General features: G+C 55.9%; 23 protein-coding genes. 15 read left to right on the top strand and 8 right to left on the bottom strand.

Features of this window, described 5'->3' with window-relative positions:
* Positions 1-12: 12 nt before the first annotated feature.
* Complete coding sequence (locus tag C1J02_RS00730; protein WP_114876700.1) at positions 13-447, top strand: MarR family winged helix-turn-helix transcriptional regulator; 435 nt, start codon at positions 13-15, stop codon at positions 445-447.
* Here the strand turns inward: C1J02_RS00730 and ubiG are convergent.
* Positions 435-1,190 (bottom strand): bifunctional 2-polyprenyl-6-hydroxyphenol methylase/3-demethylubiquinol 3-O-methyltransferase UbiG, encoded by a 756-nt coding sequence (gene ubiG, locus C1J02_RS00735; protein ID WP_114876701.1) that lies wholly within the window; start codon positions 1,188-1,190, stop codon positions 435-437. The genes C1J02_RS00730 and ubiG overlap by 13 nt on opposite strands.
* A 48-nt stretch (positions 1,191-1,238) precedes the next feature.
* On the opposite strand from ubiG, the gene pip reads away from it, so the two are divergent.
* The 6 genes from pip to infB all read left to right on the top strand — a co-directional run bounded on the left by pip (position 1,239) and on the right by infB (position 8,533).
* On the top strand, positions 1,239-2,210 hold the full coding sequence (pip, locus tag C1J02_RS00740) for a prolyl aminopeptidase (protein ID WP_114876702.1): 972 nt from the start codon (positions 1,239-1,241) through the stop codon (positions 2,208-2,210).
* The gene (locus C1J02_RS00745) at positions 2,207-3,073 is read left to right on the top strand and encodes an ABC transporter substrate-binding protein (RefSeq protein ID WP_114876703.1); all 867 of its coding nucleotides are present in this window, start codon (positions 2,207-2,209) and stop codon (positions 3,071-3,073) included. Before pip ends, C1J02_RS00745 begins: the two co-directional genes overlap by 4 nt.
* 141 nt (positions 3,074-3,214) lie before the next feature.
* Positions 3,215-3,793 (top strand): ribosome maturation factor RimP, encoded by a 579-nt coding sequence (rimP, locus tag C1J02_RS00750; RefSeq protein ID WP_114876704.1) that lies wholly within the window; start codon positions 3,215-3,217, stop codon positions 3,791-3,793.
* Positions 3,793-5,409, top strand: a complete 1,617-nt coding sequence (gene nusA / locus C1J02_RS00755) for a transcription termination factor NusA (RefSeq protein WP_114876705.1) — start codon at positions 3,793-3,795, stop codon at positions 5,407-5,409. The genes rimP and nusA overlap by 1 nt, the downstream gene beginning before the upstream one ends.
* A gap of 22 nt (positions 5,410-5,431) precedes the next feature.
* Positions 5,432-6,052: an RNA-binding protein gene (locus C1J02_RS00760; RefSeq protein ID WP_114876706.1), complete on the top strand. Its 621-nt coding sequence runs from the start codon at positions 5,432-5,434 to the stop codon at positions 6,050-6,052.
* A 9-nt stretch (positions 6,053-6,061) separates the two neighbouring features.
* Entirely contained in the window at positions 6,062-8,533 is a 2,472-nt protein-coding gene (infB, locus tag C1J02_RS00765) for a translation initiation factor IF-2 (RefSeq protein WP_114876707.1), read from the top strand.
* 310 nt (positions 8,534-8,843) lie between these two features.
* Here the strand turns inward: infB and C1J02_RS00770 are convergent, their stop codons facing one another.
* Genes C1J02_RS00770 through C1J02_RS00780 form a run of 3 tightly spaced genes read right to left on the bottom strand, consistent with a single transcriptional unit; the run spans position 8,844 to position 11,337 of the window.
* Positions 8,844-9,242: a (deoxy)nucleoside triphosphate pyrophosphohydrolase gene (locus C1J02_RS00770; RefSeq protein WP_114880286.1), complete on the bottom strand. Its 399-nt coding sequence runs from the start codon at positions 9,240-9,242 to the stop codon at positions 8,844-8,846.
* 16 nt (positions 9,243-9,258) lie between these two features.
* Entirely contained in the window at positions 9,259-10,485 is a 1,227-nt protein-coding gene (gene argJ, locus C1J02_RS00775) for a bifunctional glutamate N-acetyltransferase/amino-acid acetyltransferase ArgJ (RefSeq protein WP_114876708.1), read from the bottom strand.
* A gap of 3 nt (positions 10,486-10,488) precedes the next feature.
* Positions 10,489-11,337: a peptidylprolyl isomerase gene (locus C1J02_RS00780; protein WP_114876709.1), complete on the bottom strand. Its 849-nt coding sequence runs from the start codon at positions 11,335-11,337 to the stop codon at positions 10,489-10,491.
* A gap of 175 nt (positions 11,338-11,512) precedes the next feature.
* Between C1J02_RS00780 and secA the strand changes: the two genes are divergently transcribed.
* The 3 genes from secA (at position 11,513) to C1J02_RS00795 (ending at position 16,906) form a co-directional block, all read left to right on the top strand.
* Complete coding sequence (gene secA / locus C1J02_RS00785; protein WP_114880287.1) at positions 11,513-14,212, top strand: preprotein translocase subunit SecA; 2,700 nt, start codon at positions 11,513-11,515, stop codon at positions 14,210-14,212.
* Between the two features lie 117 nt (positions 14,213-14,329).
* Positions 14,330-15,328, top strand: coding sequence for a hypothetical protein (locus C1J02_RS00790; protein WP_114876710.1), 999 nt, complete (start codon positions 14,330-14,332; stop codon positions 15,326-15,328).
* Positions 15,329-15,346: 18 nt separating this feature from the next.
* The gene (locus tag C1J02_RS00795; protein ID WP_114876711.1) at positions 15,347-16,906 is read left to right on the top strand and encodes a phosphate ABC transporter substrate-binding/OmpA family protein; all 1,560 of its coding nucleotides are present in this window, start codon (positions 15,347-15,349) and stop codon (positions 16,904-16,906) included.
* 38 nt (positions 16,907-16,944) lie between these two features.
* On the opposite strand, the gene radC is transcribed toward C1J02_RS00795, so the two are convergent.
* Positions 16,945-17,706 carry a DNA repair protein RadC gene (gene radC / locus C1J02_RS00800; RefSeq protein WP_114876712.1) on the bottom strand — a complete coding sequence of 254 codons (762 nt, stop codon included), beginning with the start codon at positions 17,704-17,706 and terminating at the stop codon, positions 16,945-16,947.
* Positions 17,707-17,916: 210 nt separating this feature from the next.
* On the opposite strand from radC, the gene C1J02_RS00805 reads away from it, so the two are divergent.
* Positions 17,917-18,333 carry a VOC family protein gene (locus C1J02_RS00805; protein ID WP_114876713.1) on the top strand — a complete coding sequence of 139 codons (417 nt, stop codon included), beginning with the start codon at positions 17,917-17,919 and terminating at the stop codon, positions 18,331-18,333.
* 15 nt (positions 18,334-18,348) lie between these two features.
* On the opposite strand, the gene dnaJ is transcribed toward C1J02_RS00805, so the two are convergent.
* Together dnaJ and dnaK are read right to left on the bottom strand one after the other, a co-directional pair.
* A complete protein-coding gene (gene dnaJ / locus C1J02_RS00810; RefSeq protein WP_114876714.1) occupies positions 18,349-19,506 on the bottom strand; it encodes a molecular chaperone DnaJ in 1,158 nt (385 codons plus the stop codon).
* An 80-nt stretch (positions 19,507-19,586) separates the two neighbouring features.
* On the bottom strand, positions 19,587-21,494 hold the full coding sequence (dnaK, locus tag C1J02_RS00815) for a molecular chaperone DnaK (protein WP_114876715.1): 1,908 nt from the start codon (positions 21,492-21,494) through the stop codon (positions 19,587-19,589).
* A gap of 211 nt (positions 21,495-21,705) precedes the next feature.
* On the opposite strand from dnaK, the gene C1J02_RS00820 reads away from it, so the two are divergent.
* Positions 21,706-22,308, top strand: a complete 603-nt coding sequence (locus C1J02_RS00820; RefSeq protein WP_114876716.1) for an alpha-ketoglutarate-dependent dioxygenase AlkB — start codon at positions 21,706-21,708, stop codon at positions 22,306-22,308.
* Between the two features lie 131 nt (positions 22,309-22,439).
* Here C1J02_RS00820 and C1J02_RS00825 read toward each other — a convergent pair whose 3' ends face one another.
* Entirely contained in the window at positions 22,440-23,264 is an 825-nt protein-coding gene (locus tag C1J02_RS00825; RefSeq protein WP_114876717.1) for an ABC transporter permease, read from the bottom strand.
* 116 nt (positions 23,265-23,380) lie between these two features.
* Between C1J02_RS00825 and cysQ the strand changes: the two genes are divergently transcribed.
* Genes cysQ through C1J02_RS00840 form a run of 3 tightly spaced genes read left to right on the top strand, consistent with a single transcriptional unit; the run spans position 23,381 to position 26,210 of the window.
* Positions 23,381-24,178, top strand: coding sequence for a 3'(2'),5'-bisphosphate nucleotidase CysQ (gene cysQ / locus C1J02_RS00830; RefSeq protein ID WP_114876718.1), 798 nt, complete (start codon positions 23,381-23,383; stop codon positions 24,176-24,178).
* Positions 24,178-24,978: a manno-octulosonate cytidylyltransferase gene (locus C1J02_RS00835; RefSeq protein WP_114876719.1), complete on the top strand. Its 801-nt coding sequence runs from the start codon at positions 24,178-24,180 to the stop codon at positions 24,976-24,978. Before cysQ ends, C1J02_RS00835 begins: the two co-directional genes overlap by 1 nt.
* Positions 24,975-26,210, top strand: a complete 1,236-nt coding sequence (locus C1J02_RS00840) for a glycosyltransferase family 2 protein (RefSeq protein WP_114876720.1) — start codon at positions 24,975-24,977, stop codon at positions 26,208-26,210. The genes C1J02_RS00835 and C1J02_RS00840 overlap by 4 nt, the downstream gene beginning before the upstream one ends.
* Positions 26,211-26,246: the final 36 nt, after the last annotated feature.

A 26,246-nucleotide genomic window follows, 5' to 3' on the forward strand; every position in this document is an offset into this window, starting at 1 on the left:
TCGGGCCCAGACATGACAGATGAAAAGAACACTCTTGCGATTCTGCTGTTCAGCGAACTGCTGGCAGCAGATCAATCTGTGCGAAGCCGGCTGACACGGGTCTTGCCGAAGGGCATGGAAATCTCGCATTTTTCGGTTCTCAATAATCTGGCGTGGCACGGCAGCGAACGGTCCCCTGCCAAACTTGCAGAGACATTCAACGTCACGCGCGGTGCGATGACCAACACGCTGAACAAACTGGAATGGGCAGGATACATTCACATCCGGCCCGATTGGGATGATGCCCGCCGCAAGATGGTCGGGATCAGCCCGGCAGGTCGATTGGCGCATGTGAATGCGATCTCTGCGATTACCCCGATGATCAACAAAGTTGTTGATGAGTTGGGCGAAGATCAGGCGCGTGCCGCCCTGCCGATCTTGCGAGAAATCCGGCGTCAGCTTGGCTGATCAGGTTTCGTGCTGGCGGTGACGTAATTCACGCTGAGGTCCCGATCTGACAACCGCCACGACCACGCGATCGGGTTAAACACAAACCCCTTGCGGTCGACCGGATCAAGGCCCGCCTGCCGCAGCAGATCAAACAATTCATCGGGCGTGATGAATTTTGCCCATTCATGCGTTCCCTTGGGCAACCAGCGCATCACATGTTCTGCGCCCACAATCGCCATCATGAAGGATTTTGGATTGCGGTTAATCGTCGAACAAATATGCAGGCCACCCGGTTTGAGCAATTGTCGGCACGCGGTCAGATAGTCGATGGGGGACGCGACATGTTCGACGACTTCCATGTTGAGGACTGCGTCAAATTGCTCGCCTGCGGCTGCCATCGCTTCGGCGGTGGTGTGACGATAATCAATCTCCAGCCCGGATTGCCGGGCATGCACCTGCGCCACCGGGATATTACGTTCTGCCGCATCGGCACCGACGACGTCAGCACCAAGACGGGCCATCGGTTCAGACAGCAAGCCACCACCGCATCCAATATCAAGGATGCGCAGACCTTTGAATGGTTCGGGTGACTTCAGATCACGATCAAACTCACCCGCGATCTGAGTGGTGATATAATCTAGCCTGCACGGGTTCAGCATGTGCAATGGCTTGAATTTACCGTTCAAATCCCACCACTCAGCGGCCATCGCCTCAAACTTTGCAATCTCGGCGGGGTCTACGGTTGTTTGATGCGCTTGCATTCTGCGCTCCCTATGCTCTTTAGTCCTGACAGACTATATAGGGCTTCGATGGACAAATTTCCCGATCAAAAACGCGCGGTACAGTATCTTTATCCGCCGATCGACCCTTTCAACCAACGAATGTTGGCTGTTGGGCAGGGTCACAGCATCTATGTTGAACAATGCGGTAACCCAGATGGCATCCCTGTTGTGGTGCTGCATGGCGGGCCGGGCGGCGGGTGCAGCCCGTCGATGCGACGCTATTTTGATCCGGATAAATATCGGGTGATTTTGCTTGATCAGCGGGGATGTGGGCGGTCCCGGCCGCATGCGTCTGTGACGGACAATACAACCTGGCATCTGGTTGCGGATATTGAGCTGATTCGCACCACACTTGGGATTGACGGCTGGATTGTCTTTGGCGGGTCCTGGGGGGCCACCCTTGCCCTGATATATGCGCAAAGCCATCCGGAAGTTGTGCGTCACCTGGTGTTGCGCGGTGTCTTTTTGATGACGCAGGCCGAACTTGACTGGTTCTACGGCGGCGGTGCCGGCAAATTCTGGCCCGAGGTTTGGGCCCGGTTTGCGGCGCTGATCCCCGAAAAGGAACGCGGGGACATGATCTCGGCGTATCATCAGCGCCTGTTTTCCGGTGATCTCCCAACGGAACAGAAATACGGCAAGGCATGGGCCGCGTGGGAAAATGCGCTGGCGTCCATACATTCGTCAGGCACCGCGCACGAAGGGCCGGCAGATTATGCACGGGCTTTTGCGCGGCTTGAAAATCACTATTTCACCAATGCGGGCTTTCTGGAATTTGATGGGCAGATCCTGGCCCATATGAAGCGTATCGCGCATATTCCAGGTGTGATCGTACAGGGGCGCTATGACATGATCTGTCCTCCGACAAACGCATTTGCACTGTCAGAGCGCTGGGCGAAGAGCGAACTCAAAATGGTTCGCAACGCCGGGCATGCGTTGTCTGAGCCGGGGATCAGCGCCGAGCTGGTGCGCGCGATGGATCGGATCGCGGCACAATGACACGGCGCAATTCCCTTTTGGATCGTCGCGCACTTTTTGCTTCTGGTGCTGCTGCCGCGTTGCTGGCGGCGTCTGGCGTGTCTGCGGCTGGAATTCCACGCGCCGGGGGACGTCTGCGGATGGCGCTGTCAGATGCCGCGCGCGATGACACTTGGACCAATGGCGAAGGCCTTTTTATGCAGGTTGCCCGACAGGGGTTGGTGTTTGACACACTGACCGAAGTTGCCGCAGACGGAACATTGCGGGCAGAACTGGCGACCGGATGGCACACGTCTGACGCTGGGCGCACGTGGCGGTTCGATCTGCGTCCAGCGGTGAAGTTTCATGATGATACCCCTCTGACTGCAAAAGATGTTGCTGGCAGTCTTGCCGCCGTCTTTGGCTTGGGGACCACATGTATCGCTGATGGGAAATATGCGGTCATTATCGCATTGAACGCGCCAAATCCCGGATTGCCACTGCTTTTGGCGCAGCCGGAATTTGTCATTCGCCCAGCGCACGCACCGCAGTCTGGCATTGGGACCGGCCTTTACCGCGTCAAACATTTTGCGCCGGGTCAGCAGCTTGTTACCGAGCGGGTTTCCGCCCATTACAAGGATGGGGACGCAGGATGGTTTGATGAGGTTGAGTTGGTGTCGATCCCATCTGAGAAAGTGCGCATTCAGGCGTTGGCAGAAATTCTAGTGGATGCGGTCAACGTGACAGATGCGGATGGGGTCACGGACTTGCCCGACATCGCGCTGCTGCCCCATCGCCGCATGCCTTCTACAGCGGTTTCGCGCGACATCGCACATCCGGCGCAGATCAGCCAATTGCGCCCGCTCGACAATCTGCGTGCAGCAGAACGCTGGTGGTTTGGATAGGCAGCGCTTCAGACTCCGCTTGCAGTCGCGCCTCATCCGCCCTATATCCCTTTTCAACAGCGGCGCGTTCGGGTCCAAACCAAACGCTCCACCGATCTTGAACACGGGCCGCGCGCCCGTTTTTTTGTGCCTAAGGACAACATGAACAACGACCTGATTGCCAAAGCAGCCATTGACCGCCGCATGGCCGAGATCATCACACCGGTGATCGAGGATATGGGGTTCGAATTGGTGCGCGTGCGGTTGATGTCGGGCAAGACCACGATTTTGCAGATCATGGCGGATCGGCCAGAGGCGGGCATCGAAGTGGATGAACTTGCCCTGATCTCTCAGGCGATTGGTGCGACACTGGATGTCGAGGATCCCATTGTCGAAGAATATACCCTTGAGGTGTCCAGCCCCGGTATTGACCGTCCGCTGACCCGGCTCAAGGATTTTGACATGTTCGAAGGCTATGAGGCCAAGATTGAAACTGAAGAGCTGATCGACGGCCGCCGCCGCTTCAAGGGCGAGTTGGCGGGTGTTGAAGGTGACGAAGTCCTGATCAACGTCGAAGAAGGCACGATTGGATTGAAATTCGACTGGCTGTCGGATGCCAAATTGGTGCTGACCGATGAGTTGATCAAAGAAATGCTGCGCCAGCGCAAAGCGTCGGGTGCAATTGACGAAACCAAGTTTGATGAGATCCAGACTGAAGAGTCTGATGAGGGAGACACCTAATGGCCATTACATCTGCAAACCAGCTTGAGTTGTTGCAAACCGCCGAGGCGGTTGCGCGCGAAAAGATGATCGACCCCGGTCTGGTCATTGAGGCGATGGAAGAATCGCTCGCCCGCGCTGCCAAGTCGCGGTATGGCGCAGAAATGGACATTCGCGTGGCGATCGACCGCAAGACAGGTCGCGCGACATTCACCCGTGTCCGTACTGTTGTGGCAGACGACGAGCTTGAGAATTATCAGGCGGAATTCACGGTCGAACAGGCCAAACAATATATGGAGAATCCAGAGGTCGGTCAGACCTTTGTTGAGGAAGTGCCGCCCGTTGAAATGGGCCGTATTGCCGCACAATCCGCCAAGCAGGTGATCTTGCAAAAGGTTCGCGAAGCCGAGCGTGACCGCCAGTACGAAGAATTCAAAGACCGCGCCGGGACAATCATCAACGGTCTGGTCAAGCGCGAAGAATATGGCAACGTCATCGTTGATGTGGGCGCGGGCGAAGCAATTCTGCGCCGCAATGAGAAAATTGGCCGCGAATCTTATCGCCCCAATGACCGCATCCGTGTCTACATCAAAGAGGTTCGCCGCGAACAGCGTGGCCCACAGATTTTCCTGAGCCGTACTGCGCCAGAATTCATGGCCGAGTTGTTCAAGATGGAAGTGCCAGAAATCTACGATGGCATTATCGAGATCAAGGCCGTTGCCCGCGACCCCGGATCGCGCGCAAAGATTGCCGTGATCAGCTATGACAATTCTATCGACCCGGTTGGTGCCTGCGTTGGTATGCGCGGCAGCCGCGTTCAGGCCGTTGTGAACGAGCTTCAGGGCGAAAAGATCGACATCATTCCATGGAATGAAGATCAGCCAACCTTCCTTGTAAACGCATTGCAGCCTGCGGAAGTCAGCAAAGTCGTTCTGGATGAAGAAGCCGGCAAGATCGAAGTTGTCGTGCCGGAAGAACAGCTGAGCCTTGCCATTGGCCGCCGCGGTCAAAACGTGCGTCTGGCGTCACAGCTGACCGGTCTTGATATCGACATCATGACAGAAGAGCAGGAAAGCCAGCGCCGACAGGCCGAATTTGAACTGCGCACAAAGCTGTTCATGGACAACCTTGACCTGGACGAATTCTTTGCTCAGCTGCTGGTGTCCGAAGGGTTCACGAACCTTGAAGAAGTTGCTTACGTTGAAGTTGAAGAATTGTTGGTCATCGACGGTGTCGACGAAGACACCGCTGGCGAATTGCAGGCCCGAGCCCGCGATGTGCTGGAAGCCAAAAACAAAGCAGCGATGGATGCCGCCCGTGCCTTGGGTGTTGAGGACAGCCTGGTTGAATTTGAGGGTCTGACACCCCAGATGCTAGAGGCGCTGGGCAAAGACGAAGTGAAAACGCTGGAGGACTTTGCAACCTGCGCGGATTGGGAATTGGCGGGTGGCTGGACAACGGTTGATGGCGAACGCGTCAAAGACGATGGTGTCCTTGAACCGTTTGATGTTTCCTTGGAAGACGCTCAGGCCATGATCATGACCGCGCGCATCATGCTGGGCTGGGTCGACCCTGCCGATCTGGAGCCGGATGCGACGGAAGAAGACGAAGAGTTGACTGAGGAGGCCGAGGCCTGATCGCAGGCCTCGGAAGAACCTGATGGGTCGCGGTGGCGTTCCAAAAGACCGAGATGACGGTCCTGATCGCAAGTGCATTGCCACGGGTGACGTGCAACCAAAACATGGGTTGGTGCGTTTTGTTGTGGGTCCTGATGATCAGGTTGTGCCTGACATACTTGGTAAGCTACCTGGGCGGGGCATTTACGTTGCGGCGGACCGAACGGCGATTGAATTGGCTGTTCAGAAAAACCTGTTCTCACGGGCTGCCAAACGACCGGTGAAAGTCCCGGAGGGTTTGGCGGACGAGGTTGAAAAGCAACTTGCGCGCCGTGTGGTCGACCTGATCTCGCTGCAGCGCAAGGCGGGAAAAGCGGTTGCTGGCTATGAGAAGGTTAAAGGCTGGCTGCAAATGGAAGAGGCCGAGGTTCTGGTGCAGGCCGTTGATGGTTCTGGACGCGGCAAATCGAAACTAAGTACGCCGCATTATGGCCATTACATTGGTTGGCTGACGGCGGATGAATTGGGTTTGGCATTCGGTCGCCAAACTGTGATACATGGGGCGCTCGCCTCTGGTGGACTCACGCAACGTGTTGTAGAGGAAGCCGGAAGACTTAAAGGCGTGCGCGTAATCGAGGCTGGCAAGGGCCAGTCGAAAGGATAGACAATCGTAATGAGCGATAGTGACGGTAGAAAAACATTGGGTCTGGGCGGTTCGCGTCCAAGCAACGTAAAGCAGAGCTTTAGCCATGGCCGGACCAAGAACGTTGTGGTCGAAACCAAGCGCAAGCGCGTTGTGGTGCCAAAACCGGGCGGGCAAAAGCCATCTGGCCCTGGTGCCGGACCGGTCAGCGATCCTACGAAACGCCCGGCAGGCATTACTGATGCCGAAATGGACCGTCGCCTGAAGGCAGTTCAGGCCGCGAAGGCACGCGAGTCTGAAGAAGCAGCCGCACGTGAGGCTGAAGAAAAGGCGCGCGCAGAAGACCGCGAACGCCGCCGTGCCGAGATTGAGGCCAAAGAGGCCGAAGATCGCGAACGCGAAGAGAGCCTCAAGGCGAAGGCAGACGAAGAAGAGCGCGCAAAGCGTGAAGCAGAGGCCGTGGCCAAAGCTGCTGCTGCCCCCTCCGAGCCTGCAGCCGCCCGGCCTGCACCAAACAAACCCGCCCCCGGCCCCACTGTCCGCAAGACGGATCGTGACCGCGAGGAGACGGACAAACGGAATAAGCAGGGCGAAGACAACCGTCGCTCTGGCAAGCTGACGTTGAATCAGGCGCTTTCTGGTGGCGAGGGCAGTCGCCATCGTTCGATGGCGCAGATGAAGCGCAAGCAGGAACGTGCGCGTCAGAAAGCCATGGGTGGCAACGTTGAGCGCGAAAAGATCGTGCGCAACGTGAACTTGCCCCCTGCCATCGTTGTGTCAGAGCTGGCCTCTCGCATGGCCGAGAAAACCGGTGCAGTCGTCAAGGCGTTGATGAACAACGGTTTGATGGTGACGCAGAATGAAACGATTGATGCGGATACCGCCGAACTGATTATCGAGGAATTTGGACACAAAGTTGTCCGCGTTTCAGATGCTGACGTCGAAGATGTGATCAAACTGGCAGAGGATGATCCCAAAGACCTTGTGGATCGTCCACCGGTCATCACGATCATGGGCCACGTCGACCACGGCAAAACATCTTTGCTCGACGCCATTCGCAATGCCAAGGTTGTGGCGGGCGAGGCCGGCGGGATCACCCAGCATATCGGTGCCTATCAGGTCACGACCGACAGCGGCCAAGTGCTGTCGTTCCTTGATACACCGGGTCACGCGGCGTTTACGTCGATGCGATCACGTGGTGCTCAAGTCACTGATATTGTCGTCTTGGTTGTTGCTGCTGATGACGCCGTCATGCCGCAAACGATTGAGGCGATTGCACACGCAAAAGCGGCCAAGGTGCCGATGATTGTTGCGATCAACAAGATCGACAAGCCGGCAGCCAACCCTGACAAAGTGCGCACTGATCTTTTGCAGCACGAAGTTATCGTCGAAAAGATGTCTGGTGAAGTGCAGGACGTTGAGGTTTCGGCAACCACCGGGCAAGGCCTGGACGAGTTGCTTGAGGCCATCGCATTGCAGTCTGAAATCCTTGAGCTGAAGGCCAATCCAAATCGCGCCGCTGTCGGTGCCGTGATTGAGGCTCAGCTTGACGTGGGCCGCGGCCCTGTTGCAACTGTTCTGATCCAGAATGGCACGCTGCGCCAAGGCGACATTTTTGTTGTCGGCGAACAGTACGGTAAAGTTCGTGCCCTGATCAACGACCAGGGTGAGCGTGTCAAAGAGGCTGGGCCATCGGTTCCCGTTGAGGTCCTTGGCCTGAACGGCACACCCGAAGCGGGTGATGTGCTGAACGTGACAGAAACCGAAGCGCAGGCGCGTGAGATTGCCACCTATCGCGAGAAAGCTGCAAAAGACAAACGCGCTGCGGCTGGTGCGGCGACAACGCTGGAACAGTTGATGGCGAACGCCAAAGCCGACGAAGACGTCAGCGAACTGCCGATTTTGGTGAAAGCCGATGTGCAGGGTTCGGCCGAAGCGATTGTTCAGGCGATGGAAAAGATCGGCAATGACGAAGTGCGCGTGCGCGTGCTGCATTCCGGCGTCGGTGCGATTACGGAAACCGATGTCGGCCTGGCTGAGGCATCAGGCGCGCCGATCATGGGCTTTAACGTCCGCGCCAATGCATCAGCGCGCAACACCGCGAACCAAAAAGGCGTCGAGATCCGATATTATTCGGTGATCTATGATCTTGTGGACGATGTGAAATCGGCGGCGTCCGGCTTGCTCAGCAACGAGATCAAAGAGAACTTTATCGGATATGCGAATATCAAAGAGGTCTTTAAGGTCACGGGTGTTGGCAAGGTCGCGGGCTGTCTCGTCACCGAAGGTATCGCACGCCGGTCGGCTGGTGTGCGCCTGTTGCGCGACAACGTTGTGATCCATGAAGGCACGCTGAAGACACTCAAGCGCTTTAAAGACGAAGTGCCGGAAGTACAGTCAGGTCAGGAATGTGGCATGGCGTTTGAGAACTACGATGATGTCCGCCCAGGCGATGTCATCGAGATTTTCGAACGCGAGGAAGTCACCCGTACGCTGAGCTGAGTTAGGTGAGACAAGGTATCCAAAAAGGGGCTGCGGTGACGCGGCCCTTTTTTCGTTTCAGGATTTGCTGAGAACCGGCATTCCGGAAAAAACAGTGTCGTCAACCTTCACTGCGATCCGTCCATCAGGCATATCTTTGACAAAAATGCCCTGAACGTAAACGCAGCTTCCGATTATTATTGTACGTAGCATCCGACTTCCCCCCCAGAAAGTTAACCTATTCTAGACAACAATGGCGTGATTACTACAAGATTGTTTCAAAAAAGCGGATAATGCGAGCGAAAATTTGCCCGGATTGCCAAAAAAGGCATCATAACCAGTCTCTGAGAATGGGAATAAGGGGTAAATCGGCTGCGGGCATGGGGTAATTCCTCATGTCATTGACCCGCACCCATTTGAGCGCCTGCGCCTCGCGGGACGTTGGTGTCCCTTCCCATTTGCGGCAGGCGAACAGCGGCATCAGCAAATGAAACTCATCATACGAGTGGCTGGCAAACGTCAGCGGGGCCAAACAGGAGGCCCAGGTGTTGATGCCCAACTCTTCTTCCAGTTCCCGGATCAACGCGACTTCCGGGGTCTCGCCCTGCTCAACCTTGCCGCCGGGGAATTCCCAAAGACCCGCCATCGATTTGCCCGCAGGGCGCTGTGCCAACAGCACTCGGCCGTCGACATCGATCAGAGCAACGGCAGATACCAGCACAACTTTCATCCCAACAGGACCTGCATCATGATCGGTAATCGGCGTTGATCTCAATGTATCCATGGGTCAAATCACAGGTCCAGACGGTTGCGGCACCGGTTCCCAAACCAAGGCTGACGCCAATCACGATGTTCTGACCCTTCATATGTTCCGCTGCGGCCTCTTCCGAATAATCCGGGCTGCGCCAGCCGTCCTTGGCGACTTCAACATCGCCGAACCGAATTGACAAAAGATCCCGATCTGCGGCGGCACCTGATTTACCGATGGCCATCACCACCCTGCCCCAGTTCGGATCCTGCCCTGCGATCGCCGTCTTGATCAATGGTGAATTGGCAATCGCCATTGCATGGACCTTGGCATCGGCATCATTTGCAGCACCGGTCACAGAAATCTCTACAAACTTTGTTGCCCCCTCACCGTCCTGCACAACCTGATGCGCAAGGTCGAGCATCAGATCAAAAAGCGCGGTTTTGAATACATCGCTGTTTGTGGCGTCAACACCAGACGCGCCCGTCGCGGCCATGATCAAGCTGTCCGAGGTGGAGGTATCGCTATCAACGGTAATGCAGTTAAATGTCTTGTCGGTATGCTCCGACACCATGGCTTGCAGCGCCGATTGATCGACCAACGCGTCGGTAAAAATATAGACCAGCATCGTCGCCATATCCGGCGCGATCATCCCGGACCCCTTGGCAATACCCGCGATCTTTACGGGTTTGTCGTTGATCATGACCTCGGCAGTCGCCCCTTTGGGGAAGGTATCGGTTGTCATGATGGCCTTGGCGGCTGCCGCAATGCCGCCTGCGTCAAGCAGTTTGGTCAGATCACCCAAGACCGAGGTAATGCGATCATGGGGCAAGGGTTCACCGATCACCCCGGTTGATGAGGTAAAGACCCGCGATTGCGGAACGCCACAGGCAGCCGCAACCGCCGTGGTGATCGCCTCGACCGCAGTTACGCCACCGCGCCCGGTAAAGGCATTCGCGTTGCCCGAGTTGACCAAAATCGCCGCACCTTGATCAGATGCGCCACCGATTTTTGCCTGACAGTCCAGAACAGGTGCCGCGCGTGTTGCGGACCGGGTAAATGCCCCGGCAATTGCTGTTCCGGGGGCCAGTTGGGCCAACATGACGTCAGTGCGACCCTGATACCGGACGCCTGCAGCACAGGTGGCAAATTGCACACCGTCAATAATCGGCAGGTCGGGGAATTTTGCCGGGGCCAGTGGCGATACAGCAGTAATCTTACCCATGCTCTATTCCAGCCACTCAACGTTCTTGGTGACTGCCGGATCAATCGTTGCGGCCGCGTCTTTGTTGACGTCTGCCGCGGCTGTTACCTTTTCGATCTCAGCCTGAACAAGGGTCTGTCGGACTTGCAAATCCAGTTCCTCGCGCACGGAGTCCAACATGGGTGCCTCGGTGATACGTTTTTCGTTCAGCTTGATCACATGCCAGCCAAATTGTGTTTTCACCGGGTCTGAAACACTGCCCGCTTCCATGCCGGCAACCGCAGTTTCAAATTCCGGAACCATCATACCGGCACCAAACCATCCCAATGACCCGCCGCTGGGGCCTGATGGACCGGTTGATTTTTCCTTTGCCAGTTCGGCAAAGTCAGCCCCACCGCTCAACTCTTCAACAATGGCTTTCGCCTCTTCTTCTGTTTCGACCAGAATATGTGACGCATTGAATTCCTCGCCCAGATCAGCATCGGCGTATTGTTCGTCATAGGCCGCTTGAATGGCTTCTTCTGTTATCGGCTGAGACATCACACTTTCGATCACTTCGGCTGCGGTGAGCGATCGGGTTTCATTTTCAAGTGACAGTCTGGCACGGGCAGGCAATTCGCCGCTAAAGGTGTCGGCCAGCGCCGTTTGCTGGATCAATTGGTCGAGGATGCCGGAAAACAAGACCTCATCCGGCAGTTGCTGATACTGCTCAGGCAGAGTGGCGCGCGCAACGATCATATGACCAACGGTGATATTCTTGCCGTTCACGGTGGCGACAACAGTGTCAAACGTTGTCTCGTCCTGTGCTGTTGCAGGAAGGGCAAAAACGGCTGCCATTGCCACAGATGCCAGAAAAGTGCGGGTTTTATGCATGGAATGTCCTATCGTTTCCCCGTGAAGGGGGCTGCTACATTGACAGTGTTTGGTGCGGCCCTTAAATCGCCCTATGGGTGCCGCTCGTGTGCTTTATTCACCCGACTATCTATGGGCTGATGAAGGTCTGAGCAAGCAGATCGGCGCAAACATCACAACTTCGGCTGGAGATTACATGCTGGGTATCGGAACAATCGCCAAAAAGGTCTTTGGCACACCCAATGACCGCAAAATCAAGGCGACGCGCCCGCTGGTCGAAAAGATCAACGCGCTTGAGCCAGAGTTTGAAAAGCTGAGCGATGAAGGTCTGATAGAAAAGACTGAGGAATTCCGCAAGCGTGCGTTGGATGGCGAGAGCCTTGATGACCTGTTGCCTGAAGCGTTTGCCAATTGCCGCGAGGCTGCCCGCCGTACATTGGGCTTGCGTGCGTTTGATACGCAGCTGCTTGCTGCGATTTTTCTGCATCAGGGCAATATCTCAGAGCAGAAGACTGGTGAAGGTAAAACACTGACGGCGTCACTTGCCGCGTATCTGAACGCGCTGACGGGCAAGGGCGTACATATCGTGACGGTCAACGAATATCTGGTGAAGCGTGACGCAGATTGGATGGGCAAGGTATTTGGCGCACTTGGCCTGACCACGGGTGCCGCTGTGTCGAATATGCCTGAGGATGAAAAACGTGCGGCCTATGCATGTGACGTCACTTACGCCACCAACAACGAACTCGGCTTTGATTACCTGCGCGATAATATGAAATCGAACCTGGCCGACATTTTTCAAAAAGAGCATCATTATGCGATCGTCGATGAGGTGGATAGTATCCTGATTGACGAGGCGCGGACGCCGCTTATCATTTCCGGTCCGTCGCAGGACCGTTCAGAGATGTACCAGATCGTCGACAAGTTGATCCCGTCCTTGGAAGACGCGCATTTCGAATTGGATGAGAAAACCCGCAACGTAACATTTACCGATGACGGGAATGAGTTTCTTGAGGCGCAGCTTCGTGCCCATGGTCTGCTCGAAGAAGATGCAACGTTATATGACCCTGAAAGCACCACAGTGGTGCATCACGTCAACCAGGGCCTGCGCGCGCATAAGCTGTTTCAACGTGACAAAGATTATATCGTGCGCGACGGCGAGGTGATGCTGATTGATGAATTCACCGGGCGGATGATGCAGGGCCGTCGTCTGTCTGACGGTTTGCATCAGGCGATCGAAGCCAAGGAAGGCGTCGATATCAAACCTGAAAACGTGACGTTGGCTTCTGTGACGTTCCAGAATTACTTCCGGCTTTATGAAAAACTGGCTGGCATGACGGGCACAGCCCTGACCGAAGCTGATGAATTTGCCGAGATTTACGGATTGGGCGTGGTCGAAGTGCCGACAAACGTGCCGGTTGCCCGTGTGGACGAAGACGATGCGGTTTACCGCACAGTCCGCGAAAAATATGAGGCGATGATTGAAAAGGTCAAAGTGGCGAATGCCAAAGGACAACCTTGTCTTGTCGGTACGACCTCGATCGAAAAATCTGAACAATTGAGCACGATGCTGACAGCCGCCGGGATTGAGCACAATGTTCTGAACGCGCGGCAGCACGAGCAGGAAGCCCAGATCATCGCCGATGCCGGTAAGTATTCTGCGGTAACCATTGCCACGAACATGGCCGGTCGCGGCACCGATATTCAGCTGGGCGGCAACGTCGAGCTGAAGGTGCTTGAAGCGCTTGATGCGGACCCGGATGCCGATCCGGTCGCCGTGCGCAGCAGGATCGAAGCCGAACATGCCGACGAAAAGAAGAAGGTGATAGAGGCTGGTGGTCTTTATGTTCTTGCGTCAGAACGCCACGAAAGCCGCCGCATCGATAACCAGCTGCGTGGCCGCTCTGGCCGTCAGGGTGATCCGGGGCGCACCTCGTTCTTTCTGTCGCTCGAAGATGATCTGATGCGCATCTTTGGTTCTGAACGTCTGGAAAAAGTGTTGACCACGCTTGGCCTGAAAGAGGGCGAAGCGATCATTCACCCATGGGTCAACAAATCGCTTGAGCGCGCGCAGGCCAAGGTCGAAGGCCGCAACTTTGACATTCGTAAACAGCTGTTGAAATTCGATGACGTGATGAATGAACAGCGCAAAGTCATCTTTGGTCAGCGCCGCGACATTATGGAAGCGCAGGACCTGAACGAGATTGTGACGGACATGCGTCATCAGGTCATTGATGACCTGATAGACACCTATATGCCGCCCAAGACATATGCTGATCAATGGGACACCCAAGGGTTCTATGCTGCGGTGATTGAGCAGTTGAACATGGACCTGCCGGTGATTGCATGGTGTGAAGAAGAAGGTGTGGATGATGAGGTTATCCGCGAACGCTTGATTGAGGCGACCGACAAGATGATGACGGACAAGGCCCAGGCGTTTGGCGACGAAAACATGCGCAACATCGAAAAGCAGCTGTTGCTGCAATCCATCGATGGCAAATGGCGTGATCACTTGATGACGCTGGAACATCTGCGATCTGTCGTTGGGTTCCGTGGGTACGCACAGCGTGATCCGCTCAACGAGTATAAGAACGAGTCCTTTCAGCTGTTTGAAAGCATGCTCGACAGTTTGCGGCAGGATGTGACCCAAAAATTGGGGCAGGTCCAACCGATGTCCCCAGAAGAGCAGCGCGCAATGATTGAGGAAATGATGGCGCGTCAATCGGCGATGCAGGCGGATGCAAATGAAGCCGCGCCTGATCAGGCAGGTGCTGAACCGCTGGTCGAAGGATTTGACGAAGGTGACCCCGCAACATGGGGTAATCCGGGCCGGAATGATGCCTGCCCCTGCGGGTCCGGAAAGAAATTCAAGCACTGTCACGGGCGCCTTGCCTAAGGTCTGAAAGTGGCTTTTGCCTTCTTTTTGCCTCAAACTCCCCTTTTCAGGGCCATAACCCGGCCCTGATTTTGCGCGATACCTTTACACGAACGATTCCGTGGAGGGGATGGGCAAATGCGGCATATTAAAGAAATGCTGACCGTTGTAGGGACGCTGGGATGTGCTATTGGCATTGGCTTTGTCATGCAAAGTTCGGATGCCGCGCAAAGTCGGTACGGAAACAGTGAGAAGGCAATTGAGGGGTCGAGCCCGGCGGTTGCAGAGGCTGATGCGGTTGATCCCAATGACGCATTGCTGGATGTCCAAGAGATCGAATTGACCTCAGCAGAGTTTGAAACAAACGTGATCGTGCCGGCGGCAGACAGTCAGGTCACCACAGGTTCCGCGCCCAAGCTGGCAGAACCCAATGTACCAGAACCTTCTGTCAGCACTGCCTGCGCTGTCACAGCACAAGCGCGCGCAGTTGCAGCAGCCATGGTGAACTTGAGCCTGAACGCATCTTGCCTGCCAGATGAACGCATGACAGTTCATCACAACGGAATGATTTTTACGGAAACAACTTCTGACACCGGCACATTGGACATCACAGTGCCTGCGCTGGCAGAAGAGGCAGTTTTCATTATCGCCTTTTCAAATGGAGAGGGCGCTGTCGCACAAACTAAAGTTGAAGAACTTGAAGATTTTGACCGGGTTGTGCTGCAGTGGCGGGGCCAAACCGGTTTTCAGATACATGCCCGTGAATTTGGGGCTGATTATGGCTCAAACGGACATATTTGGGCAGACGCACCCGGTGACTTGGCCGATGCGGTGACCGGAAGAAGTGGTATGATCGTTGAACTGGGCAACAGCGACGTGCCGGACGCTCTTTTTGCCGAGGTCTACAGCTTTCCCAAACTAGCGGCATCACAGGGCGGCGAGATCGTGCTGAGTGTCGAGACAGAGGTCAATGCAATGAATTGCGGCCAGGAAATTGAGGCGCAATCGTTGGAAGTCAGTGCCGGTGGGCGGATGAAAACGCAGAACCTGACACTGTCCGTTCCTGATTGCGATGCGATTGGCAACTTTCTGGTGTTGAATAATCTGCTCCAAGACCTGAAAGTCGCGCGTAACTAACGCAACACTTGAGGTCCTATGATCATCGTAAAACGTGCGGCGGTTTTCGCTGCACTTTTTCTATTTTTCGGCCTGCCGCTTTTTGCGCAAGACGTCTCGCTGACTTCGCGTGACGGCAAGGTGGAGTTGAGCGGGACCTTGTTGGGTTTTGATGGTGAATTTTACAGGCTGTCGACAGATTACGGTGAGTTAACGGTTGATGGATCCGGTGTGTCCTGTGCGGGACCGGGTTGTCCCAACCTTCAGGACTTTGTCGCGGAAATCCAGATGTCTGGTTCTGCCAGCATGGGCGCGGTCCTCATGCCGGCCCTGATTGACGCCTTTGCCCAGCGCAATGGGTACAGCGTGACCCGGGAAGAGGCTGACCTTACGCGGTTTGCCTATCTGCTGACCCGGCTCGACACCGGCAAACTTGCCGCCCGGTTCGGTTTTCGCGCGACGAATACAGATGAGGGTTTCGCCGATCTGTTGGCGGATGAGGCGGACATCGTCATGGCTTTGCGTGAGATCCGCAAAGAAGAACGGATTAATGCCCGTGAGGCGGGTATGGGAGATCTGACAGGCGCGAACCGCAGTCGCGTTCTGTCTTTGGACGCTGTTGTGCCGATCGTGTCCCTTTCTAACCCGATCAAACGCATTTCGCCCTTTGATCTGGCTCAGGTATTTGCTGGAAAGATCACCAATTGGCAGGCGTTCGGTGGCCCGGATGCGCCGATTGATCTGCACCTGCCAAGCGATGCCAGCGGGCTTAACCAGGCAATTGTTGATCAGGTCATGACCCCCGCAAAATTGGATCTGACCGATGCGATCATCCGTCATGCCCTGCCATCTGAACTGGCCGAAGCTGTCGCCAAGGATACCTTTGCCCTCGGAATCACCAGCTATGCTGAACGGAGCAATACCCAGGTGCTGACGCTCGGCGGGACCTGCGGTTTTGCGCTTGATGCGTCGCGTCGGACGATCAAGACCGAGGATTATCCACTGACCGCGCCGATGTTCATGTATTTTCCGGCCCGGCGGCTGCCGCTAATCGCGCGCGAGTTTCTTGCTTTCACCCGAAGCCCTGACGCGCAGAATGTGATCCGTCGGGCCGGTTTTGTTGATCAAACCCCAGAAGAGATTGCCATCGAAGATCAAGGCAACCGATTTGCCAATGCGATTACCGTTGCCGGGCCGGAGACGTCGTTGGAGGAGCTGCAGCGCATGACCGCGACGCTTAGCCCGATGGCGCGTTTGACGACGTCGTTCAGATTTGAGGCGGGGTCCATCCGGCTGGATGCGCAATCGCGATCAAATGTGCAGCAGTTGGCCCGCGCGCTGGAGCAGGGCACCTATGATGCCCGGCAGCTTTTATTCGTTGGTTTCAGTGACGGGGATGGGGCGGCCAAGTCGAACCGGGACATCGCCCTGCGCCGGGCCGAAGCGGTGCTGCGGGCGGTCAGTGCGGCGGCGGTGACGGCGAATCTGGACCGGGTCAATCTGGGTGTGGATGCCTTTGGCGAGGCGATGCCGATGGCTTGTGATGACAGCGACTGGGGTCGTCAGGTGAACCGCCGGGTCGAGGTATGGGTACGCTGAAATGCGCGTCGGTATTTTGTCGGTTCTGCGTCTTTGGGTCAGAGATATCCTTCGGACCGAAAGCTGAGTTCACGCGATGTGCCGATGATCAGATGATCATGTAGTTCCAGCCCCAACGCGTCGCATGCGGCCGCAACCTGCTTGGTCATTTCAATGTCTGATGTGGACGGCGTGGGGTCACCCGAGGGGTGATTGTGCACCAGAATGAGCGCGCTGGCGTTGAGTTCAAGCGCGCGTTTGGCGACCTCGCGCGGATAGACTGGGACATGATCGACGGTGCCTTTTGCCTGTTCCTCATCCGCGATCAGCACGTTTTTGCGGTTAAGATACAGCACCCGAAATTGTTCTGTTTCGCGGTGTGCCATGGTGGTGTGACAATAATCAAGCAGCGCATCCCAACTGGAGACGACATGTTGCTGAAGGACACGGGACCGGGCCATTCGGTGGGCCGATGCCTCAACAATCTTGAATTCGATGATCACGGCGTCGCCCACGCCGGAAATGTCGCGCAGACGCGCCTCGGGCGCGGTGATCACCCGGTTGAAATCACCGAACCGGGCCATCAGGGCGTGGGCGAGCGGTTTGACATCACGCCGGGGGATCGCACGGAACAGCACCAGTTCGAGCAATTCGTAATCCGGCATGGCCGCTGGCCCGCCCTGCATGAACCGCGCGCGCAGGCGTTGGCGATGGTCGATCAGGTAAGAGGGTTGTTTGCCAGAAGGGAGTGGGGCGACAGGTGCCTCATCCAGCAGAAAGGGCAGCGGTTTTTCGGCGAATGACGAAGTGCTTTTATCCATATCCTTGAGACTGCGCACGGATGGTTAGGAAATGGTTAAAAATCGAACAGCGTAGGCTGAAATGGTTTTGCAGGGTGATTTGGGTTGTGCCAGCGCGCGCCGTGCACTTTGGTGTTTCATCCAGCGGTTATTGAGGCGACTTGCGTATCGGCCTAACCTAAGCCGGTGGAGCCGTCGTCACACCCAAACGTCTGGAAAGGAACACGCCGCATGATTGCCTACGTTACGGTCGGTGCTGATGACATCGCGCGCGCGAAGCGATTTTATTCTGCGTTTCTGCCAGCGCTTGATTACGGATTGAGGGAAGGTCCTGAGGGTTTGAGTTATGCGCTGCCCGTCGTGCCGGGCCAGTCGCCGGTTTTGCCGGATTTCTACGTGAAACCAACCTTTGATGGGCGCGCCGCCTCGGCTGGGAACGGGTCTATGGTCGCATTCGAGGCGCAGAGTCAGAGCCAGGTTCGTGACCTTCACGCCGCAGCACTTGCCGCAGGCGGATCTGACGAAGGCCCGCCGAGTTTTCGCGCGTCATATGGACCTCATTTTTACGTTGGCTACCTTCGCGACCCTCAGGGCAACAAAATCGCCTTGTTTTGCAGCAATCCAAATGAACCCGGTCGAGACGGATAATACGGGTGTCGCTGATCAGCCCTTCATCGAATCCCAGAAGGTTTTGACGCTTGAGAAGAAGCTGCTGCTTTCGGGGTTGTTGTTTTGGGCTTCGCCCTCGAATTCTTTCAGCAACTCTTTCTGACGGCTGGTCAGGTTTACCGGCGTCTCGACGGCAAGTTCGATGATCATGTCGCCGGTGCCGCCGCCCCTGAGTGGTGGCATGCCTTTGCCGCGCAGGCGCATTTGTCGGCCAGATTGGCTGCCTGACGGAATCTGCACGCGACCACGGCCCCCGTCGATGGTGGGAACTTCGATGTTGCCGCCAAGCGCTGCGGTGCTCATGGAAACTGGAACGCGGCAAAACAGGTTGGCCCCGTCGCGCTCAAAGAGTTCGTGATCGGCAACCTCGATAAAGATGTAGAGATCGCCGGATGGCCCACCGCGCATGCCGGCTTCGCCTTCTCCGGCCAAACGGATGCGGGTCCCGGTTTCGACGCCGGCGGGAATGTTTACGGACAGGGAGCGGTCTTTTTCAACCCGGCCTGCACCGCGGCAGGTCTTGCAAGGGTTTTTGACGATCTGGCCCATGCCCGAACAGGTTGGGCAGGTGCGTTCAACGGTGAAAAAACCCTGCTGTGCGCGGACCTTGCCCATGCCCGAACAGGTGGGGCATGTGGTGGGTTCTGCACCGCCTTCGGCACCAGAGCCGTTGCAGCCATCACATTGGATCGAGGTTGGAACGTTGATGGATTTTTGCAGGCCAGCAAATGCATGTTCGAGCGATATCCGCAGGTTATAGCGCAGGTCCGCGCCACGAGCGGCACGTCGTCCGCCCCCCTGAGCGCCACCGCGCCCGCCCATGAAATCGCCAAACAGGTCATCAAATACGTCTGAGAATGCGGAGGAAAAATCACCCTGACCGCCGCCAAAGCCGCCGCCGGGCCGGCCGCCGCCGCCCATGCCGCCTTCAAACGCCGCATGGCCATAACGGTCGTAAGCGGCCTTTTTGTCAGCGCTTTTCAAGACCTCATAGGCCTCGTTTGCTTCTTTAAACTGTGCCTCGGCTTTCGGATTGTCGGCATTGCGGTCCGGGTGCAGCTCTTTCGCTTTGGTGCGATAGCCTTTTTTGATTTCATCGGCAGAGGCCCCTTTGGCAACGCCAAGCACCTCGTAATAACACCGTTTTGCCATGGGATAAGCTCCTGCTTATGGAACGAGATGGGCCGGCCCGCCTGACGGACCGGCCCAGTCTAAGGGTTCCTAGGACACGCTTACGCGCGCTTGTCGTCGTCCAGATCTTCGAATTCGGCATCGACGATGTCGTCGTCGCCATGTGCGGCATCCGCAGCGGTGGCGACATCGTCATCATCTTCCTGAGCGGCCTTGTAGATCGCTTCGCCCAGTTTCATTGCCGCTTCGGTTACGTTCTGGATGCCGGATTTGATCTTGTCGGCATTGTCGTTTTCCAGTTCGTCTTTCAGCGCGGCGATGGCCAGTTCGATCGCTTCAACGGTGGTTGGATCAACCTTGTCAGAATGCTCTTCCACAGACTTTTCAGTCGAATGGATCAGGCTTTCCGCTTGGTTGCGCGCCTCGATCAGCGTGCGGCGTTCTTTATCCGATTCCGCATTCTCTTCGGCGTCTTTCACCATCTTTTCGATGTCCTCATCGGACAAACCACCAGAGGCCTGGATCGTGATCTTTTGTTCCTTGCCTGTGCCTTTGTCCAAAGCACCCACGGACACGATGCCGTTGGCGTCGATGTCAAAGGTCACTTCGATCTGCGGCATGCCACGTGGGGCAGGCGGGATGTTTTCGAGGTTAAAGGCACCGAGGATCTTGTTGTCGGCGGCCATTTCGCGTTCACCCTGGAAACAGCGGATTGTCACAGCGTTCTGGTTGTCTTCGGCTGTGGAAAACACCTGAGACTTCTTGGTGGGGATCGTTGTGTTGCGGTCGATCAGACGTGTGAACACGCCGCCAAGAGTTTCAATGCCCAAGGACAATGGTGTGACGTCGAGCAGAACAACGTCTTTGACGTCACCTTGCAGAACACCAGCCTGAATCGCGGCACCGAGGGCCACAACTTCGTCCGGGTTCACACCTTTATGAGGCTCTTTGCCAAAGAACTTGGTCACTTCTTCAACGACTTTCGGCATCCGGGTCATACCGCCCACAAGCACGACTTCGTCGATGTCCTTGGCGGTCAGACCAGCATCTTTCAACGCGGCGGCACAAGGTTTCATCGAGGCTTTGATCAGGTCACCAACAAGGCTTTCCAGCTTGGCGCGGGTCAGCTTCATCACCATGTGCAGTGGTGAGCCATCTTTGCCCATAGAAATAAATGGCTGGTTGATCTCGGTCTGTGAAGACGAGGAAAGTTCAATCTTGGCTTTCTCGGCGGCTTCTTTCAGGCGCTGGAGCGCCATCTTGTCTTTGGTCAGGTCCACGCCATTCGACTTTTTGAACTCATCCGCGAGGTAGTTGACGATGCGCATGTCAAAGTCTTCACCACCCAGGAAGGTATCGCCATTGGTGGATTTAACCTCGAACAGGCCATCGTCGATCTCAAGGATGGTCACGTCGAATGTACCACCACCAAGGTCATAGACCGCGATTGTCTGTGTGTTTTCCTTGTCGAGGCCATAGGCAAGTGCGGCGGCTGTTGGTTCGTTGATGATCCGCAGCACTTCGAGGCCAGCAATTTTGCCGGCGTCTTTGGTGGCCTGACGCTGGGCGTCGTTGAAATAGGCAGGGACAGTGATCACGGCCTGTGTGACTTCTTCGCCAAGGTAGGATTCAGCGGTTTCTTTCATCTTGCCGAGGATGAAGGCAGAGATCTGTGAAGGGGAATATTTCTCACCCTTGGCTTCGACCCATGCGTCACCGTTGCCGCCGTCAATCACGTTGAAGGGCAGGTTTTTCTTGTCCTTGGCCAGGTTCGCATCGTCATTGCGGCGGCCAATCAGTCGTTTGACGCCAAAAATCGTGTTGTCCGGGTTTGTGACGGCTTGCCGTTTGGCAGGCTGACCAACAAGACGTTCATCATCCGTAAAAGCGACGATTGAGGGGGTTGTGCGTGCGCCTTCTGCGTTTTCAATCACGCGAGGCTGGCTGCCGTCCATAATGGCGATGCAGCTGTTTGTCGTTCCGAGGTCAATACCAATTACTTTGGCCATGTTTTCGATCCCTTTTTGAGTTCAAGGCGATGACACGAGACAAAGGCCCGTTGCGGCACCATTGTCCCGATCTGATGATGCTTTGGGCTTAGGCCCGCGGCGGTTCGGAGGGTATATAAGGAGCGGAATTGGACCCTGCAACCATTGCGAGGGCAAGGAAACCGGGAATCTGAGATGATTTTTGCGAAATTGTGACAGGAAGGGTAAATTTATGACGGTTTTGCGGGTCAGAGGCTTTGAAATCCACAAAGGGTTCTTGGACCAATCGGCCCAGTCACAGCTGCTGTCAGCCATCCGCGACGTCGTTCAGGCGGCCCCTCTGTTCCGGCCCGATACGCCTTATGGCAAGCAGATGTCGGTCAGGATGTCGGCGGCGGGTAAATACGGCTGGTTTTCGGACATGACCGGCTATCGGTATGTGACCGCGCATCCCAATGGCAAACCCTGGCCGTCGATCCCAGTCGAAGTGATGGAAGTGTGGGATGCGTTAACCGGGTTGGATCGGCGACCGGAATGCTGTCTGATCAACTATTATGATGCAGATGCGCGGATGGGCTTGCATCAAGACAAAGATGAGGCTGATTTTCGATGGCCAGTCGTGTCGATCTCTTTGGGCGATGAGGGCTTGTTTCGCATGGGAAATGTGACGCGCGGAGGCAAGACGGAATCGGTTTGGCTGCAGTCAGGGGACGTGGTTGTGATGGGCGGCGATGCGCGCCTGACCTATCATGGGGTGGACCGGATCAGGGCACAGTCATCAACATTGTTGCGCGGCGGTGGGCGCATCAACCTGACGCTGCGCGTGGTGGAGTGAGGCAATTCATTGAAAGAGGTGAGAGGGGTGATTTTGCACCGTGCAGGCGTGCAACACGGATGGCAGCGCTGGCTGAGGGTCTGGACGGTATTTGAAAAAGGGTGAAATGAGCAGGAGCGAGTGAGCGATCTCTATCGGCGGGCATTCCAGCTGATGGATGCATGTTTGCGGGTATAGAATTCGCCCATCAGCCCGATCATGAGCAACACCAATCCGACCCAAAGGGGGTATTCCCAATTGCTGTAGCGTGGATTGTAATTGATGAAGGCAAAGCCGCGCGCCTGATCAATGGCGTGAAACAGCGGGTTCCAGTCAAACATCGCCAGCATGAAGCTTGGCAAAGTATTGGCCAGGAACATTTTGCCAGACGCAATCATATTGGCGCGCTGGTAGATCGTCGAAAAGAGGCCGACGAATGTCGGGAACCATGGCTTTAGTGCCAAAAGCACCATGCCCAGCGCGCAGCCTGTAAACCAGGCGATCAACAACATGCCGAAAGCGGCAATAGGTTGTTCAATTTGGAGAGGTGCAAAGGCCACGTGATAGGCCGCGAGAATCACACACAATGACAGCACCTGAATATAAAGCGCGCCCATAGCAGCCGAGGTAATGGCAATAACGGTGGTCATCGGCGCGTGTTGCATCATCGGGCTGGCAGGCCCTTCCGAGCCGGAGACCGCACCAACGGCCTTGGAATGGGTCATGTAGAGAAAAATCCCCGACATGATATAGATCAGAAAGTCGCCACGGACGGCAGAGCGTCGTAGGCCCAGCACCGAGAACATAATGTAAAAGGCACCCACAAACATGACCGCTTGCATCATGTTCATGAAGATGGCGACAAAAGCATTGTTGTGCTGTTTGCGCACGCTGCGCACAACTGAGTGGTATATCAGTTCGGCCATCGCCGCAGCCGAGGCAAAGGAGCCAGTGGGCTTTCGTCTGGATTGGAACATGTTCTGCTGCTTTCACATATGCCCTAGGCTTGCACGGAATTCTTGCTGTTCCGTTAGCTCGGCATCATAAGAGGAAACGATGTACTAATCAACGAAAGCCGAAGGGGCCCGAGCAGATGGATTACGACAAGTTGGTAAGGGTGATGCGCAAGCTGTCGCTTGAGGCGGGCGACAGGATTATGGAGATCTATAGTCAGGACGATTTTGACGTCAAAGCCAAGTCTGACGATAGTCCGGTAACCGCTGCCGACGAGGCCGCCGATGCGATTATTTCTGCAGGTCTGCGCGTGGCATTTCCCGATGTGATGCTGGTGACAGAAGAACAGGCCGCAACCCATACGGCGCAGGGCGATACATTTTTGATTGTCGATCCACTTGACGGGACCAAGGAGTTTATTCACCGCCGGGGCGATTTTACCGTGAACATTGCGCTTGTCGAAGGCGGTGTTCCAACGCGGGGCGTGGTCTATGCACCGGCCAAATCGCGCATGTTCTTTACGCAGGCAGACGGTCAATCGGTCGAAGAAACGGGGGCCTTTGCAAAGGATGAAGTGGGCAGTGTCGCGCCAATAACAGTCTCTGATGCGGACAATAATGCATTAATGGTGGTGGCGTCAAAATCCCACCGGGATCAGGCGACAGACGATTACATCGCAAATTACAACGTCCAGGACATGAAGAGTGCCGGATCGTCACTGAAGTTCTGTTTGGTGGCGACGGGAGAGGCAGATCTGTATCCGCGTCTGGGCCGGACGATGGAATGGGATACCGCCGCAGGGCATGCTGTGCTGGCCGGTGCCGGTGGTGCCGTTGTGCGGTTCGACGATCTGACCCCATTGACCTACGGCAAGAGTGACTTTGCCAATCCCTTCTTTATCGCCCATGCCCCCGGCGTCGCATTGAAGCCCGCCTGATGTCTGTTCTGATTGTCATCCCCGCCCGCTTTGCATCAAGTCGGTATCCCGGCAAACCCTTGGCAACACTAAAGGGTGCCAGCGGCGTCTCGCGCAGCTTGATTGAACGATCTTGGCGCGCGGCGTGCGAGGTGCAGGGTGTGGACAAGGTGGTGGTTGCCACAGATGATGACCGGATCAAAGAAGCAGCAGAGGCATTTGGTGCCGAGGTGGTCATGACCTCAGTTGCCTGTGGGAACGGGACAGAACGTTGTGCAGAAGCGTATGCCGTACTGGGTGGTGGGTTTGAGATTGTCGTGAACCTGCAAGGTGACGCACCGCTGACGCCGCACTGGTTTGTTGAGGGCTTGGTTCAGGGGTTGCGGGACGCACCGCAGGCAGAGATCGCAACGCCGGTTCTGCGCTGTGACGGGGCAACGCTGAACAGTCTTTTGGCAGATCGCAAAGCGAATCGTGTGGGCGGGACAACTGCGGTTTTTGCCTCGGATCATCGTGCGATGTATTTTTCAAAAGAAGTCGTGCCATTCACCTCAAAGCCTTATGCAGACACTGAAATGACGCCTGTTTTCCATCATGTTGGTGTTTACGCCTATCGCACGGATGCACTGGCCGCCTATCCAACCTGGCCCGCAGGAACGCTGGAACAGCTTGAGGGGTTGGAGCAATTGCGCTTTATGGAAAGTGGGCGTTCGGTCTTGTGCGTTGAAGTTGACGCCAGAGGCCGGGCTTTTTGGGAGCTGAACAACCCCGAAGATGTGCCAAAAATAGAGTCTATGATGGCAAAAATGGGCATTGAATGACCCAATTGCCGGTCAGCGTTGTTATCGTCAGCCGGGGTCGGCCGGAGGAACTTCAGCGCTGCCTTTTGGGTGTCTCGCAGCTTCAGTATTCGATGTTTGAGGTGGTTGTTGTCGCGGACCCTGACGGGGTTCGGGCAGCACAGAATATGCCTTTTGCAGATGGTCTGAAGGTGCTGTCCTTTGATGAGCCAAATATTTCTGCGGCGCGCAATCTGGGTTTGGTCCATGCGGCCGGAGAAGTTGTTGCGTTTATTGACGATGACGCTGTGCCGGAACCACAATGGCTGCGCTATCTGGTAGCCCCCAGCGCGCAATCATACGTCGCGGCGATGAGTGGCTTTGTCCGGGGGCGCAACGGGATATCGTACCAATGGAAGGCCCGCAGTCTGGACGCGCTGGGCGAGGCGCATGATCTGGATGTGAACATGCAGCAGGCCAGCATTCTAAAGCCCCCGAAGGGCCGCGCAATCAAGACAGAAGGCACGAATATGGCCTTTCGCCGAAGTGTCCTGATTGAGCTTGGTGGGTTCGACCCTGCGTTTCACTATTTTTTGGATGAAACGGACCTCAACATGAGGTTGGCAAGCGCAGGTCATACAACGGCGATTGTGCCAATGGCCGAGGTTCATCATGGGTTTGCGGCCAATCCGATGCGCACGAAAGCACGTGTGCCCCTTGATCTCTTTGATATCGGGGCAAGCTGGGCTGTCTTTCAGCATAAGCACATTGCCGAAAGTCTGCACAAGGATCAGTGGGACCGGCTGCGCAGGCAAGAGCGGCATCGGTTGTTGCAGCATATGGTAGGTGGCGGGTTGGAGCCGCGTGATGTGCCGCGGCTGATGCGCTGTCTTGATCAGGGTTATCTTGACGGTCAGCAGCGGGGTTTTGAAAAAGGGACGCTGCCGAAACATCCTGCCGCGCCGTTCGAGGCGTTTCCGGCTGGTCGGCGGAAAAGTTCCTTTGTGCCGACACGTCCGATGCGCTTCAAGAAAGACTACGCTATGGCTGTCGAACGGACGAAGAATGGTGAAATTGTAACTTTGCTGAATCTGTCGCGGACGGCGATCTATCATAAGCTAAAGTTTGATCGTGGCGGCATCTGGATTCAAAGTGGTGGCATTTACGGGAAGGCAGATCGAAAAGATAGCTTGGTTTGCATTACGGCAAGGGCGCGGCGCATCGCAAAGGAACGGGCGCGCGTTGCTTCTCAGCGAGGATTAAGCGAAGATTGAGAAGAATAGTATCATACTGTAACGGAAAAATGCGTT

Source organism: Sulfitobacter sp. SK011 (genome assembly GCF_003352065.1).
In the GTDB taxonomy this organism is placed as follows: Bacteria; Pseudomonadota; Alphaproteobacteria; order Rhodobacterales; family Rhodobacteraceae; genus Sulfitobacter.